This is a genomic window from Halomonas sp. CSM-2 (assembly GCF_002119345.1).
GTDB lineage: Bacteria > Pseudomonadota > Gammaproteobacteria > Pseudomonadales > Halomonadaceae > Vreelandella > Vreelandella janggokensis.
On the sequence record NZ_NBYR01000009.1, the window covers coordinates 50,623 to 72,549 of the forward strand.

The following is a 21,927-nucleotide window of genomic DNA, read 5'->3' on the forward strand; positions in this document are numbered from 1 at the left end:
ATAAAATCCCCCTCACGTTGGCCGCCAGGGGGATAGAGGAAAGTGAAGAGCGTCAGAAACTAATCTTTAGTCGCTATTCTTCGTTTTCAACCAGCAGCTGGGAATCCCCTGCCAGCACCTCGTCCCACGCCTCTTCAATGGTGTACCCCATACGGCTATCAATGGTGTCGATGACTTCAACCGCGTGCTGAAGCGACTCCCGCTGGCCTTTTAGCGCTACTACCAGCTTGGCCAGGTCTTGCTTGCTGAACGTATTCGCGATTCGGTCGGCTTGTTGGCTTAATTCGATGCAGTTCATGGTTCAACCCTCATGGTATGGTCATCCGCTGCTTACTATTGTCGTTAATCGTTAAGCAGCCATCTTGTTAATGACGAATGGTGACGTTGCTACTCATGCTGGACCGGATAAGTGTCCAGTTCGGTGACTGCGATAAGGTCACAAGCGTTACAAGACCTTCGCTTCAAGCGCCCGGGTAATTCAAAAGCGCATCAAATGTAGCAGTGGTCAGAAGGGGTCAATCGGGATAACGAAACACCGCCCTGATCCATGACTTCACTATGGTGCACTGCCGTAAAGCTCACAATGCGTCATTGGCCGCAGGCAGCGTTGTAGCTCGACTACATAAGCGTCGAATAACCCCGAAAGGTGTCATAGAATTTCACGATGGAGGGACAATACGCAGGGAACGCATTGATAACGTCGGGAAACTTACCCGAGGTGGCCTGGACAAGCGGTGGCAGTATACGCCATCAATCCAACGACGCCAGTCGACCATGGGTTAATAAAATGAGGCCGCTATCACTGCCATGGCGATAGCGGCCTCTGGCGGGAATAGGTTAATCCGTTGAACGCACGCGGGAAACCGCGTCCAACCATCCTTGGTACAGTTGTTCGCGGTTCGCCTCCTCCATACTCGGTATAAAGCTTCGCTCGCAGCGCCAGAGTTGCTCTATCTCGTCCAGGGTCTGATACCAGCCTAACCGCAGGCCGGCCAGGTAGGCGGCGCCCAGAGCGGTGGTTTCCAGAATCGTGGGGCGGTCCACTTGCACGTTCAGCATATCGGCCAGAAACTGCATGACCCAGTTATTCTTGACCATGCCGCCATCAACACGCAGGTTGCCGGGTGGGGCTTCCATATCGTCATTCATGCAATGCTGAAGATCACGCGTCTGATAACAGACTGCCTGAAGACCAGCGGCGACAATTTCCGCAATCCCGGTATCGCGGGTCAGACCAAAAATCGCCCCGCGGGCTTTCGGATCCCAGTGCGGTGCCCCCAGGCCAGTAAAGGCAGGGACTAGATAAACGCTATGCCCGCGGCGGGTTTTACGGGCAAGGGCTTCGGTCTCCGCCGCATCCGCAAATAAATTCAGCCCATCGCGCAGCCACTGGACCGTGGCGCCGGCGACAAAAATACTGCCTTCCATGGCGTAGGTCGGCTTGCCGTTCAGGCGATACCCAATGGTCGTCAGCAACCGGTTGCGCGACAGAGACGGTGTGTCTCCGGTGTTGACGATCATGAAACATCCGGTCCCGTAGGTACTCTTCCCCATGCCCGGCTGAAAGCACGCCTGACCGACCAGCGCTGCCTGTTGATCCCCCGCCACACCCGCAATCGGCAGCTCAACACCCAGCCAGCGGGCATCCATGGTGCCAAAATCATCGCTCGAGTCTTTCACCTCAGGCAGCAAGCTTGCCGGGATATCGAACAGGTCGAGCAGTTCGTCGTCCCAGCACTGCTCGTGGATATTGAACAAGGCGGTGCGCGAGGCATTGGTGGCATCAGTTACGTGATGGTGACCACCGGTCAATCGCCAGATCAGGAAGCTATCGACGGTACCAAAGAGCAATTCGCCTTTCTCAGCCCGGGCTCGGGTCCCTTCGACGTTGTCCAGCACCCATGCAAGCTTGGTGGCGGAAAAGTACGGGTCGATCAACAGGCCGGTCTTGGCCTGCACACGCTCGGTATGTCCACCATCGCGCAGCTGTTCGCAGAGCGACGACGTACGCCGGTCCTGCCACACAATGGCGTTATAAACCGGCTTTCCGGTGCGCTTGTCCCACACAATGGTGGTTTCGCGCTGATTGGTGATCCCCACGCCAGCAATTTGCTCTGGCTTGATAGCTGCCTTTTTGACAACTTCCTGGCAGGTGGCAACGACCGTGTCCCAGATATCTTCAGGATCGTGCTCGATCCAACCGTCGTAGGGATAGTGCTGGGTAAATTCCTGCTGCGCGACAGCAGTTACTTGACCTTCACGGTCAAACAGGATGGCGCGGGAACTGGTCGTACCTTGATCGATGGCAAGTATATAGGAGGACATGGCACGTTCACTTTGTTGTTGGTAGTTTCGATTCTGTACATTTATTTTCGAATTATTATCACCAAAGGCTACGCCAGCCGCCAGCAATGCTCAAGTATGAAAACATAACCGCCTTCACCTGATCAGGCCAGGTGCAACGCGACATCGTGCTGGGTCAGCAGGCGCTGAATGGCCTCAGGCGGTTTACGGTCGGTAAACAGTGCGTCCAACTGGGCAATATTGCCTTGGCGTACCACCGGGTTGCGGTGAAACTTTGAATAGTCGGCCGCCAGATAAACGCGCCGTGAATTGGCAATAATGGCCTGGGCAACGCGCACCTCCTGGTAGTCGAATTCCAGCAAAGAGCCATCTTCGTCGATGCCGCTGATACCGATAATGCCGTAATCGACCTTGAACTGATTGATAAAGTCGATCGTGGCCTCGCCAATAATCCCGCCATCCCGGGAACGCACCTGCCCCCCTGCGATGATCACCGTGAAATCTTCCTTGTGCTGCAGAATCGCCGCGACGTTGAGGTTATTGGTAATAATCTCCAACCCCTGATGATCGAGCAGCGCCTGAGCAATCACCTCGTTGCTGGTACCAATGTTGATGAATAGTGACGCGTCATTGGGAATATGGTCAGCCAGGCAGCGTGCGATCCGCTCTTTCTCTTCAAGATGCAGGGTTTTACGAGTGCTGTAGGCGGTATTCACGGTGCTGGATTCAATCCCCACTCCCCCATGAACTCGCCTCACGCGGCCATCGTTCGCCAGTGTGTTCAGATCTCGGCGAATGGTCTGCGGCGTTACGGCAAAATGATCAGTGAGCTGCTCGATGCTCATGTATCCATGCTGGCGGACCAGCTCGATGATCGCGTCTTGACGAAACTGTTGATTCATAAGCTAGCCCGTGGCGTTATTTTTTCGTTTTAGAACGTATTTACTTTAAAACTATTTATTTTAAAAACCATTTACTTTGAAACCATTCACTTTTAAACCATTCACTTTTAAACATAGCAGCGTAGCAAAATTTCTATCAAATAACGCTTATTGATGCTCGAAGACGAACGTTATGTCGACAGCGGCCATACCCACAGGATCATCGGTATCGACACCAGCAGCACGATGACCGACAGCGGCAACCCCAACTTCCAGTAATCGCCAAACCGATACCCCCCCGGCCCCAGCACCAGCGTATTGGACTGATGGCCTATCGGGGTCAAAAAGGCACAGGACGCACTGACAGCGACCACCATCAGGAAGGGATCGAGCGATACCTCGAACCCTCTGGCCAGGCTGACGGCAATGGGCGCCATCAGCAGCGCCGCTGCCGCATTGTTGATGACATTGGAAAGCAGCATGGAAAGGATAAACAGCCCCACCAGGGTAACCACCACCGGCCAGTCGGCTCCCCATTGCAGCAACGCCTGGGCGATCAGATCCGCCCCGCCGCTGGTCTCCAGGGCCTCGCCGACCGGAATCATGGCCCCCAAGAGAACAATCACAGGCCCGTCGATCGCCTGATAGCCCTCCCGAAGTGGCAGCACACCAATCAATAGCGAAACCAGTGCCGCACTACTCAACGCCACCGCAGCCGGCAATACGTCCAGCAGCATGGCAACAATCGCAGCCGCAAAGATAGCCATCGAAAGCAGCAATTTGCGCGGCTGACCAAGGCTTAAATTGCGGTTAGCCAGCGGTAAACAACCCAACGCTGGCAGGCTTTCGGCAATTTCATTCTCCTCGCCCTGTAACAACAGGATATCCCCGGTCTGAAAGCGAATATCCCGCAGACGCTGCTTTAACCGGGTGCCATCCCTAGCCACCGCCACCAAATGCAAACCAAACTGGTGATTGAGACGCAACTGACGAACACTCCGATTGATCATCATGGAGTCATTACGTACCACCACTTCCACCAGCTGTAGCCCTTCGGTATCCACCGGCGGATGCGAATCCGACGCTTCTTCTGCAGCCAGGTCGCGGGCTTCCTCATCCTCGTCATCCCCTTCAATCTCGGCGACGGCGCTCAGCCCTGCCTTGTCTTCCAGCAGTTTCAGTTCTTCAGGTCCGGCTTCCAAAAGCAGGATATCGCCTGCCTGTAACATACCGTGGAACGAATAGCCTGCCTGGCGGTTGTCATCGCGCACCACTGCCAGTACCGGAATAGACTCTTCAAGCTCGTCGCGAAGCTGCTGCAACGTCAACCCTTTGGCCTTGGATTCATCATTGACCTTGAGCTCTACCAGATAGTTGGCAGTGTCAAACATATCCGCGGCTGATGCCTGGCCGCTACGCTTGGGCGTTAGTCGCCAGCCGACCAATACGATAAATGCCAACCCGGCCAACGCCACGACGCCTCCCACAGGGGCAAAGCTGAACATGCTGAAGGTATCGCCGGATACGTTCCCCCGGTAACTGGAAATAATGATATTCGGAGGGGTACCGATAAGCGTCATCAGCCCACCCAGCAGTGAGCCAAATGCCAGTGGCATCAGCAATAGCGATGGAGAGGTGTCATGCTCCCTTGCCATACGCATGGCGACGGGCAACAACAGCGCCAGCGCCCCGACATTGTTCATGATGCCCGAGAGTACCAAGACGGTTCCCACCAACGCCAGCAACTGGAGTATCAAGCGATCACCCACCTTGAGTATCTGGTCGGCGATAATATCGACCAGACCTGAGCGTTCGAACCCTTTGCTCAGCACCAGCACGGCGGCAACCGTGATCACGGCAGGGTGGCCAAACCCCATAAAGGCATCTTCGGCAGGCACCAAGCCAAGCATCACCGAACCCAATAGCGCTGAAAGGGCGACCAGGTCATAGCGAAACCGCCCCCATACAAAGGCCGCCAATGTTAACCCCAGCACTAAAAACACCAGCGTGCTCGGCGCCAGCCCCACGTCCTCGATTGCCATATATTGAATCACCTCCCTGTAGAGCACCGTCACTATCGTCGGCTTGCTTTACTGTAAATCAGATGGTGGCAAGCAGGTAAATCATATTAGACATTGACTATACGCCAATAAAAAGCCCGGCGATGCCGGGCTGAGAAAGATCATTGATTGAGTCCGCAGACCTGGGGCGCTATTTTTTCATGCGATCCAACATTTGCTGAACGGCTTCCAGATGCTCGGGTTCGTTATGAGACATGCCCTGAAAAACGGCGCAGACGTCCAGAAATCCTTTTAGCTCCATGTCGGGCGCCATTTTCATTAGCCGCTTGGTCAACCGAGTCGCCTTTGGTGGTTGGGCAGCGATCCGCCCGGCATGCTCATACGCCGTCTTCATCAACACATCGGGCTCGGCAACCTCCAGTACAATTCCGTACGCCAAGGCTTCCTGGGCATCGATCACCCGGCCGGACAAGGTCAGCTCAAAGGCACGCTGGTAGCCGATCTGGCGTTGCATGAACCATGCGCCGCCGTCGCCGGGAATAATGCCCAGGTTGAGAAAGGTCTCACCAAACTTGGCCTGGCGCGAGGCAATGCGCAAATCCGCCATATTGGCCAGGTCAAACCCGGCGCCGATCGCAGGCCCGTTGATCGCCGCAATGATGGGCACTTCCACCGCTTCAAGCGCCAGCGGCATACGCTGTATGCCCCGGCGATATCGCTCAGCGACTTCCGCCACGTCGCCCGCGAAGTCGCCGTCGCGGTGGGCCATATCCTTGACGTTACCACCGGCGGAGAACGCCGATCCGGCCCCGGTAATCACCAATACCGACACGTCGGCAGCGTGGTTAACCCAGTTAGCCGTAGCGACAATGTCATCGACCAACGCAGTGCCGGTAAGCGCATTGCGCACGTCGTGACGGTTCATGGTGAGCGTAGCCACCCGTTCTTCAAGCGTTAAAGTCGCATCCGTCAGTGTCGGCAACGATTGACTCATTCTTCACGCTCCAAAATGATGCGGGCATCCACAATGGCATACCCGTGGGGGTGGCTTTCTGGATACACCATTACCGGGTTTAAATCCAACTCACGAATGCTCGGATAGGCGTCCACCAACTTTGAAATGCGCATCAACAGCAATACCAGTGCCTGCTTATTGACCGCCTGAGCACCGCGGACCCCTTCAAGCACTTTTTGCGCCTTGATTTGGCTCACCATGGATTCGGCATCGGCTTGCGTGATAGGTAGTGAACGAAACGCCACGTCCTCCCACACCTCAACGAAAACGCCGCCCAGGCCAAACATGAGCACCGGGCCAAAGACCGGATCCCGCAGCATACCGATGATCACCTCCACCCCTTTCTCTACCATCGGCGTGACCAGCACCCCCTCGAGTCGTGCGCCAGGGTCGTAGTACTGGGCATTAGCGACGATGGTTTTGTAGGCATCGCGTAATGCGGCTTCGCCTACCAGGCCAAGCTTGACCCCACCGGCGTCGGATTTGTGCAGAATATCTTTGGAAACCACTTTCATGGCCAATGGCTGTTCGCCAAAGTGACGGGCAACTTCCTCCATCTCATCGCTACCTTGCACCCACCGTTCGTCGGGCACATGAATGCCATGCTCGGCCAGCAGTCCCTTGGCTTCGAACTCGAGCAAGTTCCGCTTTTGTTCTTTTGCGTTGGTTAATATTGCCTGGCCGTTACGGGATGCCTGCATCGGCAGATTTGCGGGTTGAACGGCGCATTTCGCCAGGTATTCACCGCGCTCGCCCAGCGCCGCCAGCACTCTTACCGCGTGTTCGATGGAGGCGTAAACGGGCAACCCCGCCTCGTGCAAACGGCTCAGCGCTGGGGGGTTAATGGGCGCGTAGAGGCTGTAGATGACCAGCGGTTTACCGCTCGAATGGGCAAGCTCAATCATGGATTCGGCCCCGCGCATTTCATCCCCCAGCAAGGACTCGGCAAAGCGGAGACTGTAGCCGCCAAACATGCCTACCAGAAACACGCTATCGACATTCGCATCAGCGGCCACCACGGCCATGCATTCTGCCAGGAGGGAAGGATTCGCATCCGAAGACCCCGCCACATCGACAGGGTTCAGCGTCGAGGCCTGGGGCAGCAAAAGCGCCTCGAGTTTCACCTGGGTATCTCGGCTAAGCGTCGCCAGTGTCAAGCCCGCCTCCGCCAGCCGATCGGCGGCGATCGTTGCCTGACCACCACCGTCGGCAATCACCGCCACGCGTTTACCTTCTGACTTTTGCAAGCGGCCCAACCCTTCCGCCACCGGGAGTATTTCATCGGAGTATTGCACCACGCTCACCCCAGCCTGGCGCAACAGGTCCACGGTCATCCGGTAGCTGCCTGCAAGAGCCCCGGTGTGAGAACTGGCGGCCTTTTGACCCTGCTCGGTAGAGCCCGACTTATATACCACGACGGGCTTCATGGTAGTGACTTCACGCGCCGCATCGAGAAACTGGCGACCGTCCCGAAAGCCCTCCACATAAAGCGTCGCCACCCGAGTATGCTCATCTTCCCCCAGATAGCGGAGGTAGTCGTTGAAGCCGATATCGGCCTGATTGCCCGGCCCGATGTAGGTACTGAACCCGACCTGCCCGTTGTGCTGGGCCTCCAGCGCCAGGGAAAGCAGCATGTTGCCCGACTGGGAGACAATTCCGATGTCGCCGGTCTTGAGGTTATCAAGCGCCAGCAGATTAACCCGATGGTGCAGGTTGAACAGCCCCGACGTGTTGGGCCCGATGATGCGCACGCCATGGGCCCGGGCGTTGGCCATCATGCGGGCTTCCAGCGCAGCGCCTGCCTCGCCAGTCTCGCCAAAGCCGCTGGCCAACACCACGGCCCCCTTGATGCCGAGGCGGCCACACTCAGTAATCAGGTCGGGCACCGTGGCGGCGGGAGTACAAATCAGCGCCAGCGCCGGGGTGCCCGGGATAGCACTGATCGAGGCAAAGGCTTTGACCCCTAAAATCGAGGTCGCCTTGGGATTGACCGGGTAAATCTCACCGCCATAGCCGCCCTTGATCAGCCCGACCATGGCCTTATAGCCGCGCTTGGTGGGATCAGACGATGCACCAACGACGGCAATGCCCGACGGCGCCAGGATGGCATGCAGCGGGCTTTGAGAAGGAAGATGACCTTCGATGGATTGCATGGAGTTACCTTTAGGAAGTAAGACAAGTCGACAATGCGTGTTGGAGCGGACGCCTAACGACCCTTGAACTGGGGCGCGCGTTTTTCGGCGAAGGCGTTGACCCCCTCCTGCCAATCCTCGGTGGTCGAACAGGTAAAGACGGCATCAAGCTCTTGCTGAAGCTGGCTTGGCATGTCGGTTTGCGCGGCTCGATTGACCAGCGGCTTCAACATGGCCAATGACACCGGCGCCTTTTCCGCCAGCTGCGACGCCAGTGACTCGACCTCGGGCATCAACTGATCCGCTGGATAACTGGCCAGCGCCAGACCCAGCCGTGCTGCCTCGGTTCCATTGATTCTTTCGCCGATATACAGAAGCCGACGAGCCTGGGCCAGCCCGACAAGTTGGGGTAACCACTTGGAAACGCCACCGCCTACGCAGGTGCCTATACTGGTTTCGGGAAAACCGATCTGAGCATCATCGGCCATCAGTATAAAATCACAGGCCACCGCCATTTCGGCGCCCGCCCCCAGGGCATAGCCGTTCACGGCGGCAATCACCGGCTTGCTCAGTTGAGCGATTGCCTCGCCCACGTCGTTCCCCAACTGGAGATATTGGCGCCGCTGGAAAAGCGTCCGACCCGCGCCTTCGTGGGCTTTCATGTCAGCGCCGACGCAGAAGGCACGCCCTTCCCCGGTGATTACCACGGCGCGAATATCCGGCTCGCGCTGGGCAACGGCCAGCACGCCAAGTAGCTCGTGATATAGCGATTCCACAACGGCATTGAGCCTGTCGGGCCGATTGAGTCGCACCGTCATTACATGGTCTTGCTGGGTGACTACAAGATGGGAACAAGAAGGTAAATCAAGCGGCATGGTCATAACGGTCGGGATACCTGGCGGAAAGGTGAATAAGTAGACACATACGTTTCTATATTTTTCATAAAAAGAAACATATGTATCAAATTCAATCCTAGGACCACCCTGCGCCCCAGTCAACACGATTGTTTCACTAAAAAATAAAAAAGATACAAATGTATCGATCAAGTGTGATGGTCTAAACTACCCACCTGAATGCGCTGGAGCCTTACATGACATCCAAGAACAGTGAAACGATCACTTCATCTGCCTCGCCGCTGGATACCATCAACCAACGTCTTGCGGCGGTTTACCCGACGCTCAGCCCACAGTTGAAACAGGCGGCAGGCTATGTGATGGAACACCCCCCGAACATCGCATTTCAATCCATCCGCAAAACCGCAGAAGCGGCACAGGTCACGCCCTCAACCCTGGTGCGTCTGGCCAAGCGACTGGATTTCAAAAGCTATGAAACGTTTCGCGAGGTGTTTCAGTCGGCGGTTAAGACACCGTCTGTGGAACTATCAGGGCGCGCCAACCGGCTTCGTTACCAGGCAAGTCAGCCTGATGACCCCCTCTTTGTTGATGTCGGCGATGCCGCCTTCGACAACATTGGCCGCCTGTTCACCGCGGATAACCAGGCACGGGTACGCGATGCCGCTCAGCAGCTTTTAGCGGCGCGCAATATCGCCGTGGTGGGTTTTCGCGACACCTTTGCCTGCGCCTACCACTTTGCTTATGTGGGTCGCATTGCCATGCCCAACATCAGCCTTATTCGAGGCTTGGAAGGCGGGTTATTAACCGAGCTGGACGGCTTCGATGAAAACGATATTGTCGTCGTTTTTGGCTTTGAGCCCTACTGCGCAGAAACGGTAAAAGCACTGGAAGTTACCCGCGCAAATGGCGTCAAGGCCATTGTCGTAACGGATACCATGCGTTCACCACTGGCACCCGGCGCACAGATCACATTTAATCTTGCCAACGCGACCCCACACTTTTTTCCTTCGATTCTGTCGGCCATCACGCTCATCGAAGCCATTCTGGCGGAGTGTGTCGCCTTCGGTCCTGATTCTCTGGTCGACAACGTGTCCAGATTCGAACAGCGTATGCGCCATATGGGGGCGTATGTTGAGACCGACTAAAGATAAGACTATTGATGAAGACCAAGCAGGTATTTCGACATTCGACATTCGCTGTACTATGGCAAACGTTGAAAATATTAATTGGCGCTTAGCTCAGGACTCGCTAAATTCTGTTTACGTAAAGTGATGCCTTCACGCTTGGCATCACCTTGCCTGTGCCACAGGGAACTAAAAAGTGACACGACGTTTAGTATGGGAATACAAAAACAAACAGTGGCAATGATCACTGCTGGAGCTTCCAACATGCATAACAAAGAGCAAAACACGAAGTCAGAATCTTTAATCTCCACGTCAACAGAGCTACCTTCCTCTATCACCAAGGGATCCTCAACGCGACGTAATTTCCTTAAAACCGCAGCAGTCGGTTCCGCCGCTGCCGTCGCCGCCCCCTGGATCGGCAATGTTCAGGCCCAGGAAGGCATTCGCATCCGCATGCAGTCTTCCTGGCAGCCTGGCACGACGGGCTACAGAATCTTTGAGGAGTGGGCTGCCGGCGTCGCCGAAGCAACGGGAGGCGAGGTGCGCATTGAGCCCTTCCCTGCCGGCGCCGTGGCGGGAGCCTTTGAGGTTGCCGATGCGGTACGTAACGGCGTGCTTGACGGCCAGAACTGGTTCACCGTTTATTGGCCAGGCAAAATGCCAGCCGGCGTATTCCTGACTGCCTATCCGATGGGGCTTTCCGTCCCTCACCAGTGGGATATGATGTTCGGAGCCTATGGCGGTTTTGGCATTGCCAAGGACCTTTATCGCAAGCAGGGCCAGGAACTGCTGGGCTATGTTCATCATGACCTTAACCTGATCCACTCCAAGATTCCGTTACGCAGCTTCGATGACTTCAAAGGCGTTAAGATCCGCATGCCAGGCGGCATCGTGGCTGAAACCTTCGCCTCTATTGGTGCACAGACGACTCTGCTCCCGGGCTCCGAGGTATATCCGGCACTTGAGAAAGGCACTATTGATGCGGCCGATTACACCGGCGCCGCGGTCAACTACGAGTTAGGCTTCTGGCAGGTAGCTGACTACATCATCATGGGGCCGCCCTCCACGCCCTGCCTACATCAAGCTGTTGACTTAATGGATATTTCTGTCAACCGTCGAGTCTTTGAGCGCATGTCGCCACAAACTCAGGATCTGATGCATGATCTGGTGGCTGCCTATTCCCGCGAGCATTATGCGGCAATCCAGAAGGCCAATGCTGAAGCATGGCCCAAATATCGCGAAAAAGGCGTGGAAATCATCCACCTCACCGAAAACGATGCCAGCCGTTTCCGCGATGCCGCCATCCCGCTGTGGTTCAAGTGGGCCAACAAGGATCCAGATGCGGCTCGGCTGTTTAGAGCGCACCTCAACACCATGATGGATCCTGCAGTGGGACTGGTCACTGACGAAGACATTCAGGGCTACGAACTTAACGCCTGATGCTCAACGCCTGACTTATTTGCTCGACAACATCGGATGTTGCGATGAAATCGCAACATCCGATTTGACTGGAGCAACCCTTTTTTCCGCATCCCGTCGGCTTGATGATCCGGTTCCATCGCCAGGAGGTGATGGTGTCACGGAGGAGTGTCCATGAATCTTGATATCGAATTCGTTCTTCCGCACTGGCTATACTGGTCAGTGCTGTTGCTTTTGCCACTGGTGGTCATGTTTTTCGTCGACCGTAGCTTCCGTCGAGGTGCCACGGTCAGCGGCGGCGACACCGCCGAGATACCTGCAGGTGAAGCCACCAATGTCGCCTATCAACCGCCAGGCAACGTATTTACGACCATTGTCGACCGTCTTTCCGGCTTTTCCGGCCGTTATGTGGCCTATTGGGCGCTGATTGCTCCTTTCATCTTCGCCTACGAAGTACTCGTACGCTATGCCTTCAACTCGCCGACTAACTGGGCCCATGAGTCGATGACGTTAATGTTCGGCATGCAGTACCTGATTGCCGGTGCTTATGCGCTTCGCGAAGGTGGACATGTTCGCGTCGATATCCTGTACAGTCGGGCAAGGCCCCTCAACCGAGCGGCACTGGATATTGTCACCTCGATATTCTTCTTCATCTTCACCCTCGCTTTACTAACGACCGGCTGGACGTTCTTCTCCCAGTCGGTGAGCGACGCGTACTTCTTTGGGTCCAGCTATTCCAATGAGACCTCTTTCACCGAATGGGCCATCCAGTTCTATCCGGTGAAATTCATGCTCTTCTTTGGCGCACTGCTGCTGTTGCTACAGGGGTTCGGCCAACTGATTCGGGACATTCAGGCGTATCGGTACCACTGGCGCTTACATGAGGGTAGCCGAACCTTCGCACGCGTGATGGTGGTTATCGCCGCCATTCTGGCGGCTTGGCTGTTGTTCGAGATGGTCAATATCGCCGTCACCGACTACGAGAGTCTGGCAGGTAGCATTTCAGGTAGCCTAAGCTCATTCGGCATCGGGGCCCTGACATTGGTCATGTTCGGTTCGCTGATGGTGGTGCTGGTCGCAGGCCTGCCATTGGCCTTCGTCACCGGTGGCCTAGGGGTGGTATTCCTGTATACGGTTGGCGATCAGGCGATGCTCAACCTGATGCCATCGCGCATTTTCCCGATGATGACCAACTATCAGCTTTCAGCCATTCCGCTGTTCATCTTCATGGCGTCAGTCCTTGAGAAAGCCGGGATCATCGAAGAGCTGTTCGACGTCGTCTACAAGTGGATGGGCGGCCTCAAGGCAGGTTTGGCCATTGCCACGATTATTGCCTCAACGCTTCTGGCAGCGATGGTCGGCGTGATTGGGGCGGCAGTGGTAACCATGGGTCTGATTGCCCTCCCAGCGATGCTCAAGCGCAATTACGATCCGGAAATTGCCATCGGGTCGATCATGGCCGGCGGCACCCTGGGCATCCTTATCCCGCCCTCGATCCTGGCGATCATCTACGGCGTTATCGCCCAGCAGTCAGTGGGTGAGCTCTACCTCGGCTCGCTGATTCCAGGCTTGCTGCTCGCCTTCATGTATGGCTTCTACTGCTGGATGCGAGGAACGCTGAACGTCAAGATGGCCCCGCCAATGCCGGTTGAAGACCGTGTTGATACAAAAGAGAAGCTCCGCCTGTTGCGCAACATGCTGGCGCCCATCGTGCTGGTGATACTGGTACTCGGCATCATCTTTACTGGCATCGCAACGCCCGTGGAGGCAGCGGGTATCGGTACCTTCGGTGCCCTGGTGGTCGCGGCCATGCACAAGCGCCTGACCTGGCCCAACCTGCACGCCGCCTGCATGACCACGCTGGTCGCCTCTGCCATGGTGATGTGGATCATCTTCGGCGCCAGCATCTTCGTCGGCTTCTACATCCTGCAGGGCGGACAGACGTTCGTGCAGGAGCTGATCTCCGGCGCGGGACTGGGTCCCTATGCGGTGCTGATGGTGATGATGGTACTGCTGGTAGCCCTGGGCATGTTCCTCGACTGGGTCGGCATCCTGCTGCTGGCGGTGCCGATCTTCGTGCCGTTGATCAAGGGAATGACCTTCGATGGCGTGTTTGGCCTGCCCGGTGTCGACGCCGCGGATGTTTCGCTTTGGTTCGGCGTCATCTACCTGGTCAACATGCAGATGTCGTTCCTTAGTCCGCCGTTCGGCTATGCGCTCTTCTATATCAAGGGGGTCTGCCCACCTCATATCACCATGGCGCAGATATTCCGCTCGTCCTTCCCATTCCTGGGCATTCAGGCGCTGGGACTACTGCTGGTCATTCTCTTTCCGGCACTGGTCACCTGGCTCCCCAACCTGGCCTACGGCTAACCACGCTTGACCGTTCGCCCTTCTGCCGCCCTCGCTCAGCGAGGGCGGTTTTCGTTCCGGGGCGGCAACCTCAGGGCAGCAGCACCGTGGAGCCGGTGGTCTTGCGGCTTTGCAGCGCGTCCTGGGCGAGGCCCACATCTTTAAGCGGGTAGCGGTTGGCCACATCAATTTTGATCTTGCCGCTTTCCAACATGGCAAAGAAATCCTCGCACATCATCTCGAAGCGCTCACGGGTATCCGCGTAGCCGTTCAAGCTCGGGCGTGTCACGAATAGCGAACCTTTCTGGTTGAGAATACCGATGTTCACACCGTCGACGGGGCCTGATGCGTTGCCAAAGCTGACCATCAAGGCGCGCGGCTTGAGGCAGTTCAGCGACATTTCCCAGGTATCCTTGCCTACCGAGTCGTAGACCACGTCGCACATCTCGCCGTTGGTGAGTTCGCGCACACGGTCGACCACGTCTTCCTGGGTGTAGTTGATGGTCGCCCAGGCACCATTGGCCATGGCAAGGTCGGCTTTCTCCTGTGAGCTGACGGTCCCAATCAGCTTGACGCCCAGCGCCTTGGCCCACTGGCAGGCGATCGAACCAACGCCACCGGCGGCGGCATGAAATAAAATCGTTTCGCCGCCCTTGAGTTCATAGGTCTGGCGCAGCAGGTACTGCACCGTCAGCCCTTTGAGCATGCTGGCCGCGGCGGTTTCAAAATTAATGAAGTCCGGCAGCTTGACGACTTTGGAAGCCGGTAGCGTATGCAACTCGGCGTAGGCGCCGAGTGGCCCCTGGGCATACGCGACCCGATCGCCCTCTTTCAGATGGGTAACACCTTCACCCACCGCATCCACAATACCGGCACCTTCGGTACCCAGGCCCGAAGGCAAAGAAGGCGCCGGGTAAAGCCCGGTACGGAAGTAAATATCAATAAAGTTGAGGCCAACCGCCTCGTTGGCAACACGGACTTCGCCAGCGGCAGGTGCCGCCGGTGTCACATCCACCAGTTCGAGCACCTCTGAACCGCCGGTGCGAGCAAATTGAATTCGTTGAGACACATGTTCTTGGGACACAGGGAACTCCTTTTTATTGGGTAGTGGTCAAGCTAACGCTATCGGCCCGGCAGCGCAACGCGGTTGTCATACCCCCCATGCTAGACTGGGATTTGTTGATCGCCGACGGCTAACGGAACATTGCTAATGCACCCTGCTATTTCACTGCCCACGTTAATTGCCCACCGCGGCTACTCTGCCGCCGCCCCGGAAAACACCCTTGCGGCCGTCCGCGCCGCCCATCAGGCCGGGGTTGACTGGGTTGAGCTCGACGTTCAGTTGCTGGGGGACGGCACGCCCGTGATCTGGCACGATGCCGACGTCGCGCGCTGTTCAGACGGCCGCGGCAGGCTGCGCCGCATGACCTGGCCCCAGGCACAGACCCTCGATGTCGGCCGCTGGTTTGGCAAGGCTTTCGAAAGGGAAAGGATGGCAAGCCTTGAGGCCATGCTGGCACTGCTCAACAAGCTGGGGATGGGCGTCAATCTGGAACTCAAGGTCAATCGCGGCCACGACCCCATCGCGCTGGTCGACCGCGTTCTGCCAGCCGTGCTCGAGGCCTTGCCCGCCGAGCGGCTTGTACTGTCGTCTTTTGATCAAACGGCGCTACGCCACAGCCGCTCCTTTGCAACGGCCGACAAGCTGGCGCTCGGCTTGCTGGTCAACCGCCTGCCCAAGGATTGGCGGACACTGTGCGCCGAGATCGAGGCGTTCAGCCTTCATGTCCACTGGGGCCGCCTGAAGCCCGCACAGGCGGACGCCATTGTGCAGGCGGGCTATGTGCTGCTCTGCTATACCCCCAACGATCCCCACGCCTTCCACCCGCTCTGGGCCTGGGGGCCTGCCAGCGCGATCACCGATGAACCCGAGGCCTTCCAGCGTTATTTATCGGCCTCGGCCAGCGCCGCACACGGCAGATAATGGATGACGTCGTGAAAGCGTAGCGGTGTATCGCCGTCATTACGCATGACATGCGGCCGGTCAGCGGCGAAACGAACGCCCTGGCCCGCCGTCACCGTTTGCCAGGCGTCGTCGATGCGCAGCGCCATGGTGCCCTCGATCACCACGATATGCTCCACCACGCCGGGCGCGTGGGGTGCCGATTCGCTGGCGCAATTCGGCGCCAGCTCGATCGCCAGCATTTCAAACCCGAGTAGCGGGTCGTAGGCAAACAGCACCTGCGCCTGCATCCCGGCGCTATCCTGCCAGGTGGGCGGATGCGGCGGCCTGGCCTCCACCTCTGCCCCCGCATCAAACAGGCTGGAAAACGATACGCGAAAGCCGCTGGCCATCCGCCACAGCGTGGCAATGGTCGGGCTCGACTCGCCCCGCTCGATCTGGCCCAGCATGGCTTTACTGACGCCGGTGGCCTCCGCCGTACGGGTCAGGCTCCAGCCACGCTCACGGCGCAGTTGCTTCACGGTCGCGGCGATATGCGCCGCCAGAGTGTGAGGCTCAGCAGTCATAAAACGCTCCTTAGGTACGTGGCGTTTTTTGCCCACCACTTATCACAGGACATGTACCAGCCACTGACGTTGATGTTAAGTAATACGCGGAGGCCGGTTAGACGCTGACCGCCCCGTCCACTAGGCTCTATTTAGCCCTTTTGAGCCATGACCAACAAGGACAGCGACATGAGTGATACAGACCTCGGCGCCATGGATGCGCAAACCCTCAGGCAGCTCTTCGAAACACGCCAGGCGTCTCCACTGGAGGCGACGCGTGCAGCGTTGGCACGCATTGACCAATTCAACGGGGACGTCAACGCCTACATCCATGTGGATGCTGAGGGCGCCGAGCAAGCCGCGAAAGCGTCGGCCCGGCGCTGGGGCCAGGGCAAACCACTTAGCCCGATTGATGGCATTCCTGTATCGATGAAGGATTTGACCGAGGTGGCCGGTATGCCCTGCCGCGCGGGGTCATTGACGACGTCCGATGAACGTTGCGATACCGATGCGCCCCCGGCGCGCATGCTGCGTGAGGCCGGGGCGATTTTTCTCGGCAAAACCAATACGCCCGAATTTGGCTGGAAAGCCGTTACCGATAACCGCGTGTTTGGCGCCACTAATAACCCCTGGGACACGCGCCTCACCCCCGGAGGGTCGTCGGGCGGTGCCGCCGCGGCCGCCGCTCTCAACATGGGCGTGCTGCACCAGGGCGGTGACTCGGGTGGGTCTATTCGTATTCCCGCTGCCTTTACCGGCGTTTTCGGCTTCAAGCCCACCTTCGGCTGGACGCCCCAGTGGCCGCCTGCCAAGGAACCGACCCTTTCGCATCTCGGGCCGTTGACGCGTTCGGTGCGCGATGCGGTGAGCATGCTCGATGTGATGGGCCGCTACGACTACCGCGACCCCTACGCCACCCGAGGGCAGCCTGACTGCTGGGGTGCCGACCTCGACAAGGACCTTACGGGATTACGCATTGGCTATTCGGCCGATCTGGGCTACGCCGACGTTGACCCGCAAGTTGCCAGCCGGGTAAAAGAGGCCGCTCAGAAAATGGAAGCGCTGGGGGCGGAGATCGTCGAGGTGGACCCCGGGTTTTCCTCGCCGCTGGATACCTTTCGCAAGATCTGGTTTACCGCCTCCCTGGATCAATGGCGGCAGATGACTCCATCCCAGCGCGAGCAGCTGGACCCCGGCATGGTGGCCAACGCCCGCGAGGCCGAGGCGTGGAACGCCCTCGACCTCTTCCGTGCGCTGTCGGATCGTGCCCTGCTGACCCGGGAGCTCGAGCACTTCAACCAGCACTATCACCTCATCATGACCCCGGCCGTGGCCGTCCTGCCGTTCGAAGTCAATCAGGAGGTGCCGCCGGGCAGCGGGATGGGCGACTGGGAAGAGTGGGCGCCTTTTTCCTACCCGTTCAACCTCAGCCAGCAGCCCGCTGCCTCGGTGCCCTGCGGGTTTACCGACAACGGGCTGCCGGTGGGTTTCCAACTGGCGGGCGGCAAGTTCGACGACGTACGGGTGCTGCGCGCCTGCCATGCCTTCATGGAAGCGCACCCGCCGCGCTTTCCCACCGTGCCCAATCCCTCACAGTTCGCATGAAAAGGCGCAGTACTCACCACCGTTGTGCGTTATAGCGCACGATGATAGGCTGATTTGTACGTTATAACGCTCGGCCTCATTGACGCGGCTGAGCGTTTTTCCAGACGCCAGCCGCGAACGAGTCACTGCCATGCCGACGCCTTCTTCCGATACCCCATGTCTCAAGCGCGATATCTCGCTCTCCAACGTGACGGCGGGTATTGTCGCGGTACTTATTGGCTACACAAGTTCAGCGGCGATCATCTTTCAGGCGGCCTCAGCCGCCGGCGCCTCTAGCGCCCAGACCAGTTCCTGGCTGTGGGCGCTGGGCATTGGCGTCGGGCTGACGTCGCTGGGGCTATCGTGGCGTTACCGCATGCCGCTGGTGACCGCCTGGTCGACGCCCGGGGCAGCGTTTCTGGCGACCAACCTGCCAGGCGTGCCGCTGGGGGAGGCGATTGGCGCCTTCATCGTATCGGCGGGGTTGATCACCCTGTGTGGCCTCACCGGTGTGTTCGAACGGCTGATGCGGCATATCCCGAGCAGCCTGGCCTCGGCCATGCTGGCGGGCATCCTGCTCAATTTCGGCCTGGAGATTTTTACCCGGCTCGAGCAGCACTGGCTCATGCCCCTGGCGCTGCTGGCCGCGTGGGGCATCGGGCGGCGCTTCTGGCCGACGCTTGCCGTACCCGGCGTGGTGTTGACCGGCATTATCTGGGCCATTCTGCAGGGTCAGCTGGCGATTGAGGGCCTGCCGCTGTCGCCTACCCTGCCAGTACTCATGACGCCTGAGTTTTCTCTGGCGACGCTGATCAGCGTGGCAATTCCGCTGTTTATCATCACCATGGCCACCCAGAACGTTCCGGGCATGGCCGTGCTGAACGCCGCCGGCTATACGCCAAACAGCTCGCCGCTGTTGGTAGCGACCGGCGGCGCTACCCTGGCCCTGGCGCCCTTCGGCGGTTACGCACTTAACATGGCCGCCATCAGCGCCGCCGTGTGTACCGGCCCGGATGCCCACCCGGATCCCAGGCGCCGCTACCCGGCCGGCATCGTCGCCGGGCTGTTGTATCTGCTGCTGGGGGTCTTTGCGGCCACCGTCACGGCGCTGTTTGCCGCGCTACCCGGGGCCATGGTGGCGGTCGTGGCGGGCATTGCCCTGCTGGGAACGTTGAGCAGCGGGCTGGCCGATGCGTTCTCGAAGCCCGACGAACGCGACGCCGCGCTGGTGACGTTTCTGTTCGCCGGGTCGGGCATTACCCTGCTGGGCATCGGCGGCGCCTTCTGGGGACTGATCGCCGGGATGGTCACCCGCCATCTCATCGCCAGACGACGCTGATGCGTCTGGCGCCTGGTCTTTGCTGGCAGGCGTGACTACATGGCCGAGAGGCGATCGTCATCCATCACGCCCGACATGCGCACCATGGCCAGCGCCTCTTCAAGGCTATCCACTTGTTCAACCTTGACCAATTCATTCTTCAGCGCCACCGGCTTCCCTGCCTGCTCAGACAACACTTTTTCCAGCGACGCTATGTCCATGTCGTCACCCAGCGACTGCATCTCGATATCGCTGTTGGTCCGGCTGGGTAGATAGATCGTGCCATTAGAGAAATCCACCGCGTAGGCAATCACGCCGGGGACAATAAAGAAAAGCAGTCCAACGCCATTGGCCACCGCTACGGCAGGATCAATATCGCCACCCAACTGACCTTTCCTTTCCGGGTGAAAAAGCGTCCCGCAACCGCTGATGGCGACAACCGCCGCGCCAATGACGGCCCCCTTCAACCACTGGTTAACTGTGCGTTGCATGCAGGGTCTCCCCGTTGATAATCGATTGTATATAGGGTTAAAACGGGATGATTTTAGCACACCGAACGGATAAGTCAGCGCGGGTAATCTCAGCGCAATTTTGCCGCCTTAACCGCTTGGCCGTACAATGTCCCAACGAATGATAACGGGTCCACCCCATCAACAAGGAATGCTCTCGCCCATGCGCGCCAGCCAACTACTCATTGCCACCTTGAAAGAAACCCCGGCGGACGCCGAGGTGATCAGCCACCAGCTCATGCTACGCGCGGGCATGATCCGCCGTCTCACCTCGGGCCTTTATACCTGGCTGCCGCTTGGTTTGCGCACGCTGCGTAAAGTGGAAACCATCGTGCGCGAGGAAATGAACAACGCTGGCGCCCAGGAAGTGTTGATGCCTGCGGTTCAGCCAGCCGAGCTCTGGCAGGAATCCGGGCGCTGGGAGGAGTACGGTCCTGAACTTTTACGCTTGAAAGACCGCCACGCCCGCGATTACTGCGTTGGCCCCACCCACGAGGAAGTCATCACAGATCTGGTGCGTAAAGAAATCGCCAGCTACAAACAGCTGCCGATCAATTTCTACCAGATTCAGACCAAGTTCCGCGACGAGATTCGCCCACGCTTCGGGGTCATGCGTTCGCGGGAATTCATCATGAAAGATGCCTACTCCTTCCATCTGGACGAGACATCGCTCAAGGAAACTTACCAGGGTATGTACGATGCCTATACGCGCATCTTCAACCGTTTGGGCCTCGACTTCCGCCCGGTGATCGCCGACAACGGTTCGATCGGTGGTACGGGTTCGCATGAGTTTCACGTCCTGGCCGACTCGGGCGAGGACGATATCGTGTTTTCCGATGGCTCGGATTATGCCGCCAATATGGAAAAAGCCGAGGCAATACCTGCACCGCTGGGTAGTGACGCCTTGCGCGAAGCCCCCAGAGAAGACATGCGTCTGGTCGACACGCCAGACGCTAAAACCATTGCGGCACTGGTCGAGCAGTTTGGCCTGCCCATCGAGAAAACCATCAAAACGCTGATCGTGAAGGGTGCCGATGGCCAACTCATCGCCCTGCTGGTGCGCGGTGACCACGAACTGAACGAAGTCAAGGCGGAAAACCTTCCCCAAGTGGCAACACCATTGACCATGGCCAGCGAGGAAGAAATTCGCGCCGTGGTTGGTGCAGGCCCTGGCTCCCTTGGCCCGGTAGGCTTAGATCTGCCCATCATCATCGACCGCAGCGTGGCATTGATGAGCGATTTTGGAGCCGGTGCCAATACCGATGACAAACACTATTTCGGTATCAACTGGGAACGCGACACGCCCTTGCCCGAGATTGCCGACCTGCGCAATGTGGTTGATGGTGACCCCTCACCCGACGGACAAGGCACGCTCTCGATCAAGCGCGGTATCGAAGTGGGCCACGTCTTCCAATTGGGCCAAAAATACTCGCAAGCCATGAATGCCAACGTGCTCGGCGATAATGGTAAAACCAGCCACCCCTGGATGGGTTGCTATGGCATTGGCATTACCCGTGTGGTGGCCGCCGCTATCGAGCAGAATCATGATGATGCCGGTATCATTTGGCCCAACGCCATAGCGCCTTTCCAGGTTGCGCTCGTCCCCATGAACGCTCACAAGTCGCAGCGGGTGCGCGAAGAGTCTGAGCGCCTTTACCAAGCGCTCAGTGCCGCTGGCCTGGATGTGTTACTGGATGACCGCGACACGCGTCCCGGGGTTAAATTTGCCGACCTGGAACTCATGGGCATCCCCCATCGCCTGGTCATTGGCGACCGCAGCCTGGACAACGGCGAACTCGAATACAAAGGCCGCCGTGACAGCGATGCCACCATGGTGCCTGCCGAGCAGATTATTGACTTCCTTCGAGAAAAGGCCGGCCTTGCCCCGGCTGCTCAATAGACGCTC

The 21,927-nt window shown here is 58.1% G+C and carries 17 protein-coding genes; 7 read left to right on the forward strand and 10 right to left on the reverse strand.

Annotated features, from left to right (window positions below):
- Positions 1-73: 73 nt before the first annotated feature.
- From B7L15_RS09280 to B7L15_RS09310, 7 genes are all read right to left on the reverse strand, one after another.
- The gene (locus tag B7L15_RS09280; RefSeq protein WP_085918700.1) at positions 74-298 is read right to left on the reverse strand and encodes a hypothetical protein; all 225 of its coding nucleotides are present in this window, start codon (positions 296-298) and stop codon (positions 74-76) included.
- Between the two features lie 539 nt (positions 299-837).
- Positions 838-2,325, reverse strand: coding sequence for a glycerol kinase GlpK (glpK, locus tag B7L15_RS09285; protein WP_085918701.1), 1,488 nt, complete (start codon positions 2,323-2,325; stop codon positions 838-840).
- A 122-nt stretch (positions 2,326-2,447) separates the two neighbouring features.
- Positions 2,448-3,206 carry a DeoR/GlpR family transcriptional regulator gene (locus B7L15_RS09290; RefSeq protein WP_085918702.1) on the reverse strand — a complete coding sequence of 253 codons (759 nt, stop codon included), beginning with the start codon at positions 3,204-3,206 and terminating at the stop codon, positions 2,448-2,450.
- Between the two features lie 170 nt (positions 3,207-3,376).
- Positions 3,377-5,227, reverse strand: a complete 1,851-nt coding sequence (locus B7L15_RS09295) for an SLC13 family permease (protein WP_085918703.1) — start codon at positions 5,225-5,227, stop codon at positions 3,377-3,379.
- 169 nt (positions 5,228-5,396) lie between these two features.
- Positions 5,397-6,200 (reverse strand): enoyl-CoA hydratase-related protein, encoded by an 804-nt coding sequence (locus B7L15_RS09300; protein WP_085918704.1) that lies wholly within the window; start codon positions 6,198-6,200, stop codon positions 5,397-5,399.
- Positions 6,197-8,374 (reverse strand): acetate--CoA ligase family protein, encoded by a 2,178-nt coding sequence (locus B7L15_RS09305; protein WP_085918705.1) that lies wholly within the window; start codon positions 8,372-8,374, stop codon positions 6,197-6,199. Before B7L15_RS09305 ends, B7L15_RS09300 begins: the two co-directional genes overlap by 4 nt.
- A 53-nt stretch (positions 8,375-8,427) precedes the next feature.
- Complete coding sequence (locus B7L15_RS09310) at positions 8,428-9,171, reverse strand: enoyl-CoA hydratase/isomerase family protein (RefSeq protein ID WP_254902907.1); 744 nt, start codon at positions 9,169-9,171, stop codon at positions 8,428-8,430.
- A 272-nt stretch (positions 9,172-9,443) separates the two neighbouring features.
- Between B7L15_RS09310 and B7L15_RS09315 the strand changes: the two genes are divergently transcribed.
- The 3 genes from B7L15_RS09315 (at position 9,444) to B7L15_RS09325 (ending at position 14,123) form a co-directional block, all read left to right on the forward strand.
- Positions 9,444-10,352: a MurR/RpiR family transcriptional regulator gene (locus B7L15_RS09315; protein ID WP_085918706.1), complete on the forward strand. Its 909-nt coding sequence runs from the start codon at positions 9,444-9,446 to the stop codon at positions 10,350-10,352.
- Between the two features lie 243 nt (positions 10,353-10,595).
- Positions 10,596-11,771 carry a TRAP transporter substrate-binding protein DctP gene (gene dctP, locus B7L15_RS09320; protein ID WP_085918707.1) on the forward strand — a complete coding sequence of 392 codons (1,176 nt, stop codon included), beginning with the start codon at positions 10,596-10,598 and terminating at the stop codon, positions 11,769-11,771.
- A 153-nt stretch (positions 11,772-11,924) separates the two neighbouring features.
- Entirely contained in the window at positions 11,925-14,123 is a 2,199-nt protein-coding gene (locus B7L15_RS09325; RefSeq protein ID WP_085918708.1) for a TRAP transporter large permease subunit, read from the forward strand.
- A 70-nt stretch (positions 14,124-14,193) separates the two neighbouring features.
- On the opposite strand, the gene B7L15_RS09330 is transcribed toward B7L15_RS09325, so the two are convergent.
- Positions 14,194-15,171 (reverse strand): NADPH:quinone reductase, encoded by a 978-nt coding sequence (locus B7L15_RS09330; protein WP_085918809.1) that lies wholly within the window; start codon positions 15,169-15,171, stop codon positions 14,194-14,196.
- Between the two features lie 141 nt (positions 15,172-15,312).
- Between B7L15_RS09330 and B7L15_RS09335 the strand changes: the two genes are divergently transcribed.
- Positions 15,313-16,086, forward strand: a complete 774-nt coding sequence (locus tag B7L15_RS09335; RefSeq protein ID WP_085918709.1) for a glycerophosphodiester phosphodiesterase family protein — start codon at positions 15,313-15,315, stop codon at positions 16,084-16,086.
- Here the strand turns inward: B7L15_RS09335 and B7L15_RS09340 are convergent.
- Complete coding sequence (locus B7L15_RS09340) at positions 16,047-16,631, reverse strand: helix-turn-helix domain-containing protein (protein ID WP_085918710.1); 585 nt, start codon at positions 16,629-16,631, stop codon at positions 16,047-16,049. The genes B7L15_RS09335 and B7L15_RS09340 overlap by 40 nt on opposite strands.
- Before the next feature lie 168 nt (positions 16,632-16,799).
- On the opposite strand from B7L15_RS09340, the gene B7L15_RS09345 reads away from it, so the two are divergent.
- Both B7L15_RS09345 and B7L15_RS09350 read left to right on the forward strand, forming a co-directional pair.
- On the forward strand, positions 16,800-18,215 hold the full coding sequence (locus B7L15_RS09345; RefSeq protein WP_085918711.1) for an amidase: 1,416 nt from the start codon (positions 16,800-16,802) through the stop codon (positions 18,213-18,215).
- A gap of 130 nt (positions 18,216-18,345) precedes the next feature.
- Positions 18,346-19,533 carry a benzoate/H(+) symporter BenE family transporter gene (locus tag B7L15_RS09350; protein WP_085918712.1) on the forward strand — a complete coding sequence of 396 codons (1,188 nt, stop codon included), beginning with the start codon at positions 18,346-18,348 and terminating at the stop codon, positions 19,531-19,533.
- 35 nt (positions 19,534-19,568) lie between these two features.
- Here the strand turns inward: B7L15_RS09350 and B7L15_RS09355 are convergent, their stop codons facing one another.
- On the reverse strand, positions 19,569-20,003 hold the full coding sequence (locus B7L15_RS09355) for a hypothetical protein (protein ID WP_085918713.1): 435 nt from the start codon (positions 20,001-20,003) through the stop codon (positions 19,569-19,571).
- Between the two features lie 181 nt (positions 20,004-20,184).
- Here B7L15_RS09355 and B7L15_RS09360 point away from each other — a divergent pair, with 181 nt between their 5' ends.
- Positions 20,185-21,921 (forward strand): proline--tRNA ligase, encoded by a 1,737-nt coding sequence (locus B7L15_RS09360; protein ID WP_085918714.1) that lies wholly within the window; start codon positions 20,185-20,187, stop codon positions 21,919-21,921.
- Positions 21,922-21,927 lie beyond the last annotated feature (6 nt).

Bases quoted from the DNA above. Each gene is read 5' to 3' on its own strand.
- B7L15_RS09355 (WP_085918713.1), bottom strand. From the start codon at position 20,003: ATGCAACGCACAGTTAACCAGTGGTTGAAGGGGGCCGTCATTGGCGCG.
- B7L15_RS09340 (WP_085918710.1), bottom strand. From the start codon at position 16,631: ATGACTGCTGAGCCTCACACTCTGGCGGCGCATATCGCCGCGACCGTG.
- B7L15_RS09335 (WP_085918709.1), top strand. From the start codon at position 15,313: ATGCACCCTGCTATTTCACTGCCCACGTTAATTGCCCACCGCGGCTAC.
- B7L15_RS09360 (WP_085918714.1), top strand. From the start codon at position 20,185: ATGCGCGCCAGCCAACTACTCATTGCCACCTTGAAAGAAACCCCGGCG.
- B7L15_RS09310 (WP_254902907.1), bottom strand. From the start codon at position 9,171: ATGACGGTGCGACTCAATCGGCCCGACAGGCTCAATGCCGTTGTGGAA.
- B7L15_RS09280 (WP_085918700.1), bottom strand. From the start codon at position 298: ATGAACTGCATCGAATTAAGCCAACAAGCCGACCGAATCGCGAATACG.
- B7L15_RS09305 (WP_085918705.1), bottom strand. From the start codon at position 8,374: ATGCAATCCATCGAAGGTCATCTTCCTTCTCAAAGCCCGCTGCATGCC.
- dctP (WP_085918707.1), top strand. From the start codon at position 10,596: ATGCATAACAAAGAGCAAAACACGAAGTCAGAATCTTTAATCTCCACG.
- glpK (WP_085918701.1), bottom strand. From the start codon at position 2,325: ATGTCCTCCTATATACTTGCCATCGATCAAGGTACGACCAGTTCCCGC.
- B7L15_RS09345 (WP_085918711.1), top strand. From the start codon at position 16,800: ATGAGTGATACAGACCTCGGCGCCATGGATGCGCAAACCCTCAGGCAG.
- B7L15_RS09350 (WP_085918712.1), top strand. From the start codon at position 18,346: ATGCCGACGCCTTCTTCCGATACCCCATGTCTCAAGCGCGATATCTCG.
- B7L15_RS09325 (WP_085918708.1), top strand. From the start codon at position 11,925: ATGAATCTTGATATCGAATTCGTTCTTCCGCACTGGCTATACTGGTCA.
- B7L15_RS09315 (WP_085918706.1), top strand. From the start codon at position 9,444: ATGACATCCAAGAACAGTGAAACGATCACTTCATCTGCCTCGCCGCTG.
- B7L15_RS09300 (WP_085918704.1), bottom strand. From the start codon at position 6,200: ATGAGTCAATCGTTGCCGACACTGACGGATGCGACTTTAACGCTTGAA.
- B7L15_RS09290 (WP_085918702.1), bottom strand. From the start codon at position 3,206: ATGAATCAACAGTTTCGTCAAGACGCGATCATCGAGCTGGTCCGCCAG.
- B7L15_RS09295 (WP_085918703.1), bottom strand. From the start codon at position 5,227: ATGGCAATCGAGGACGTGGGGCTGGCGCCGAGCACGCTGGTGTTTTTA.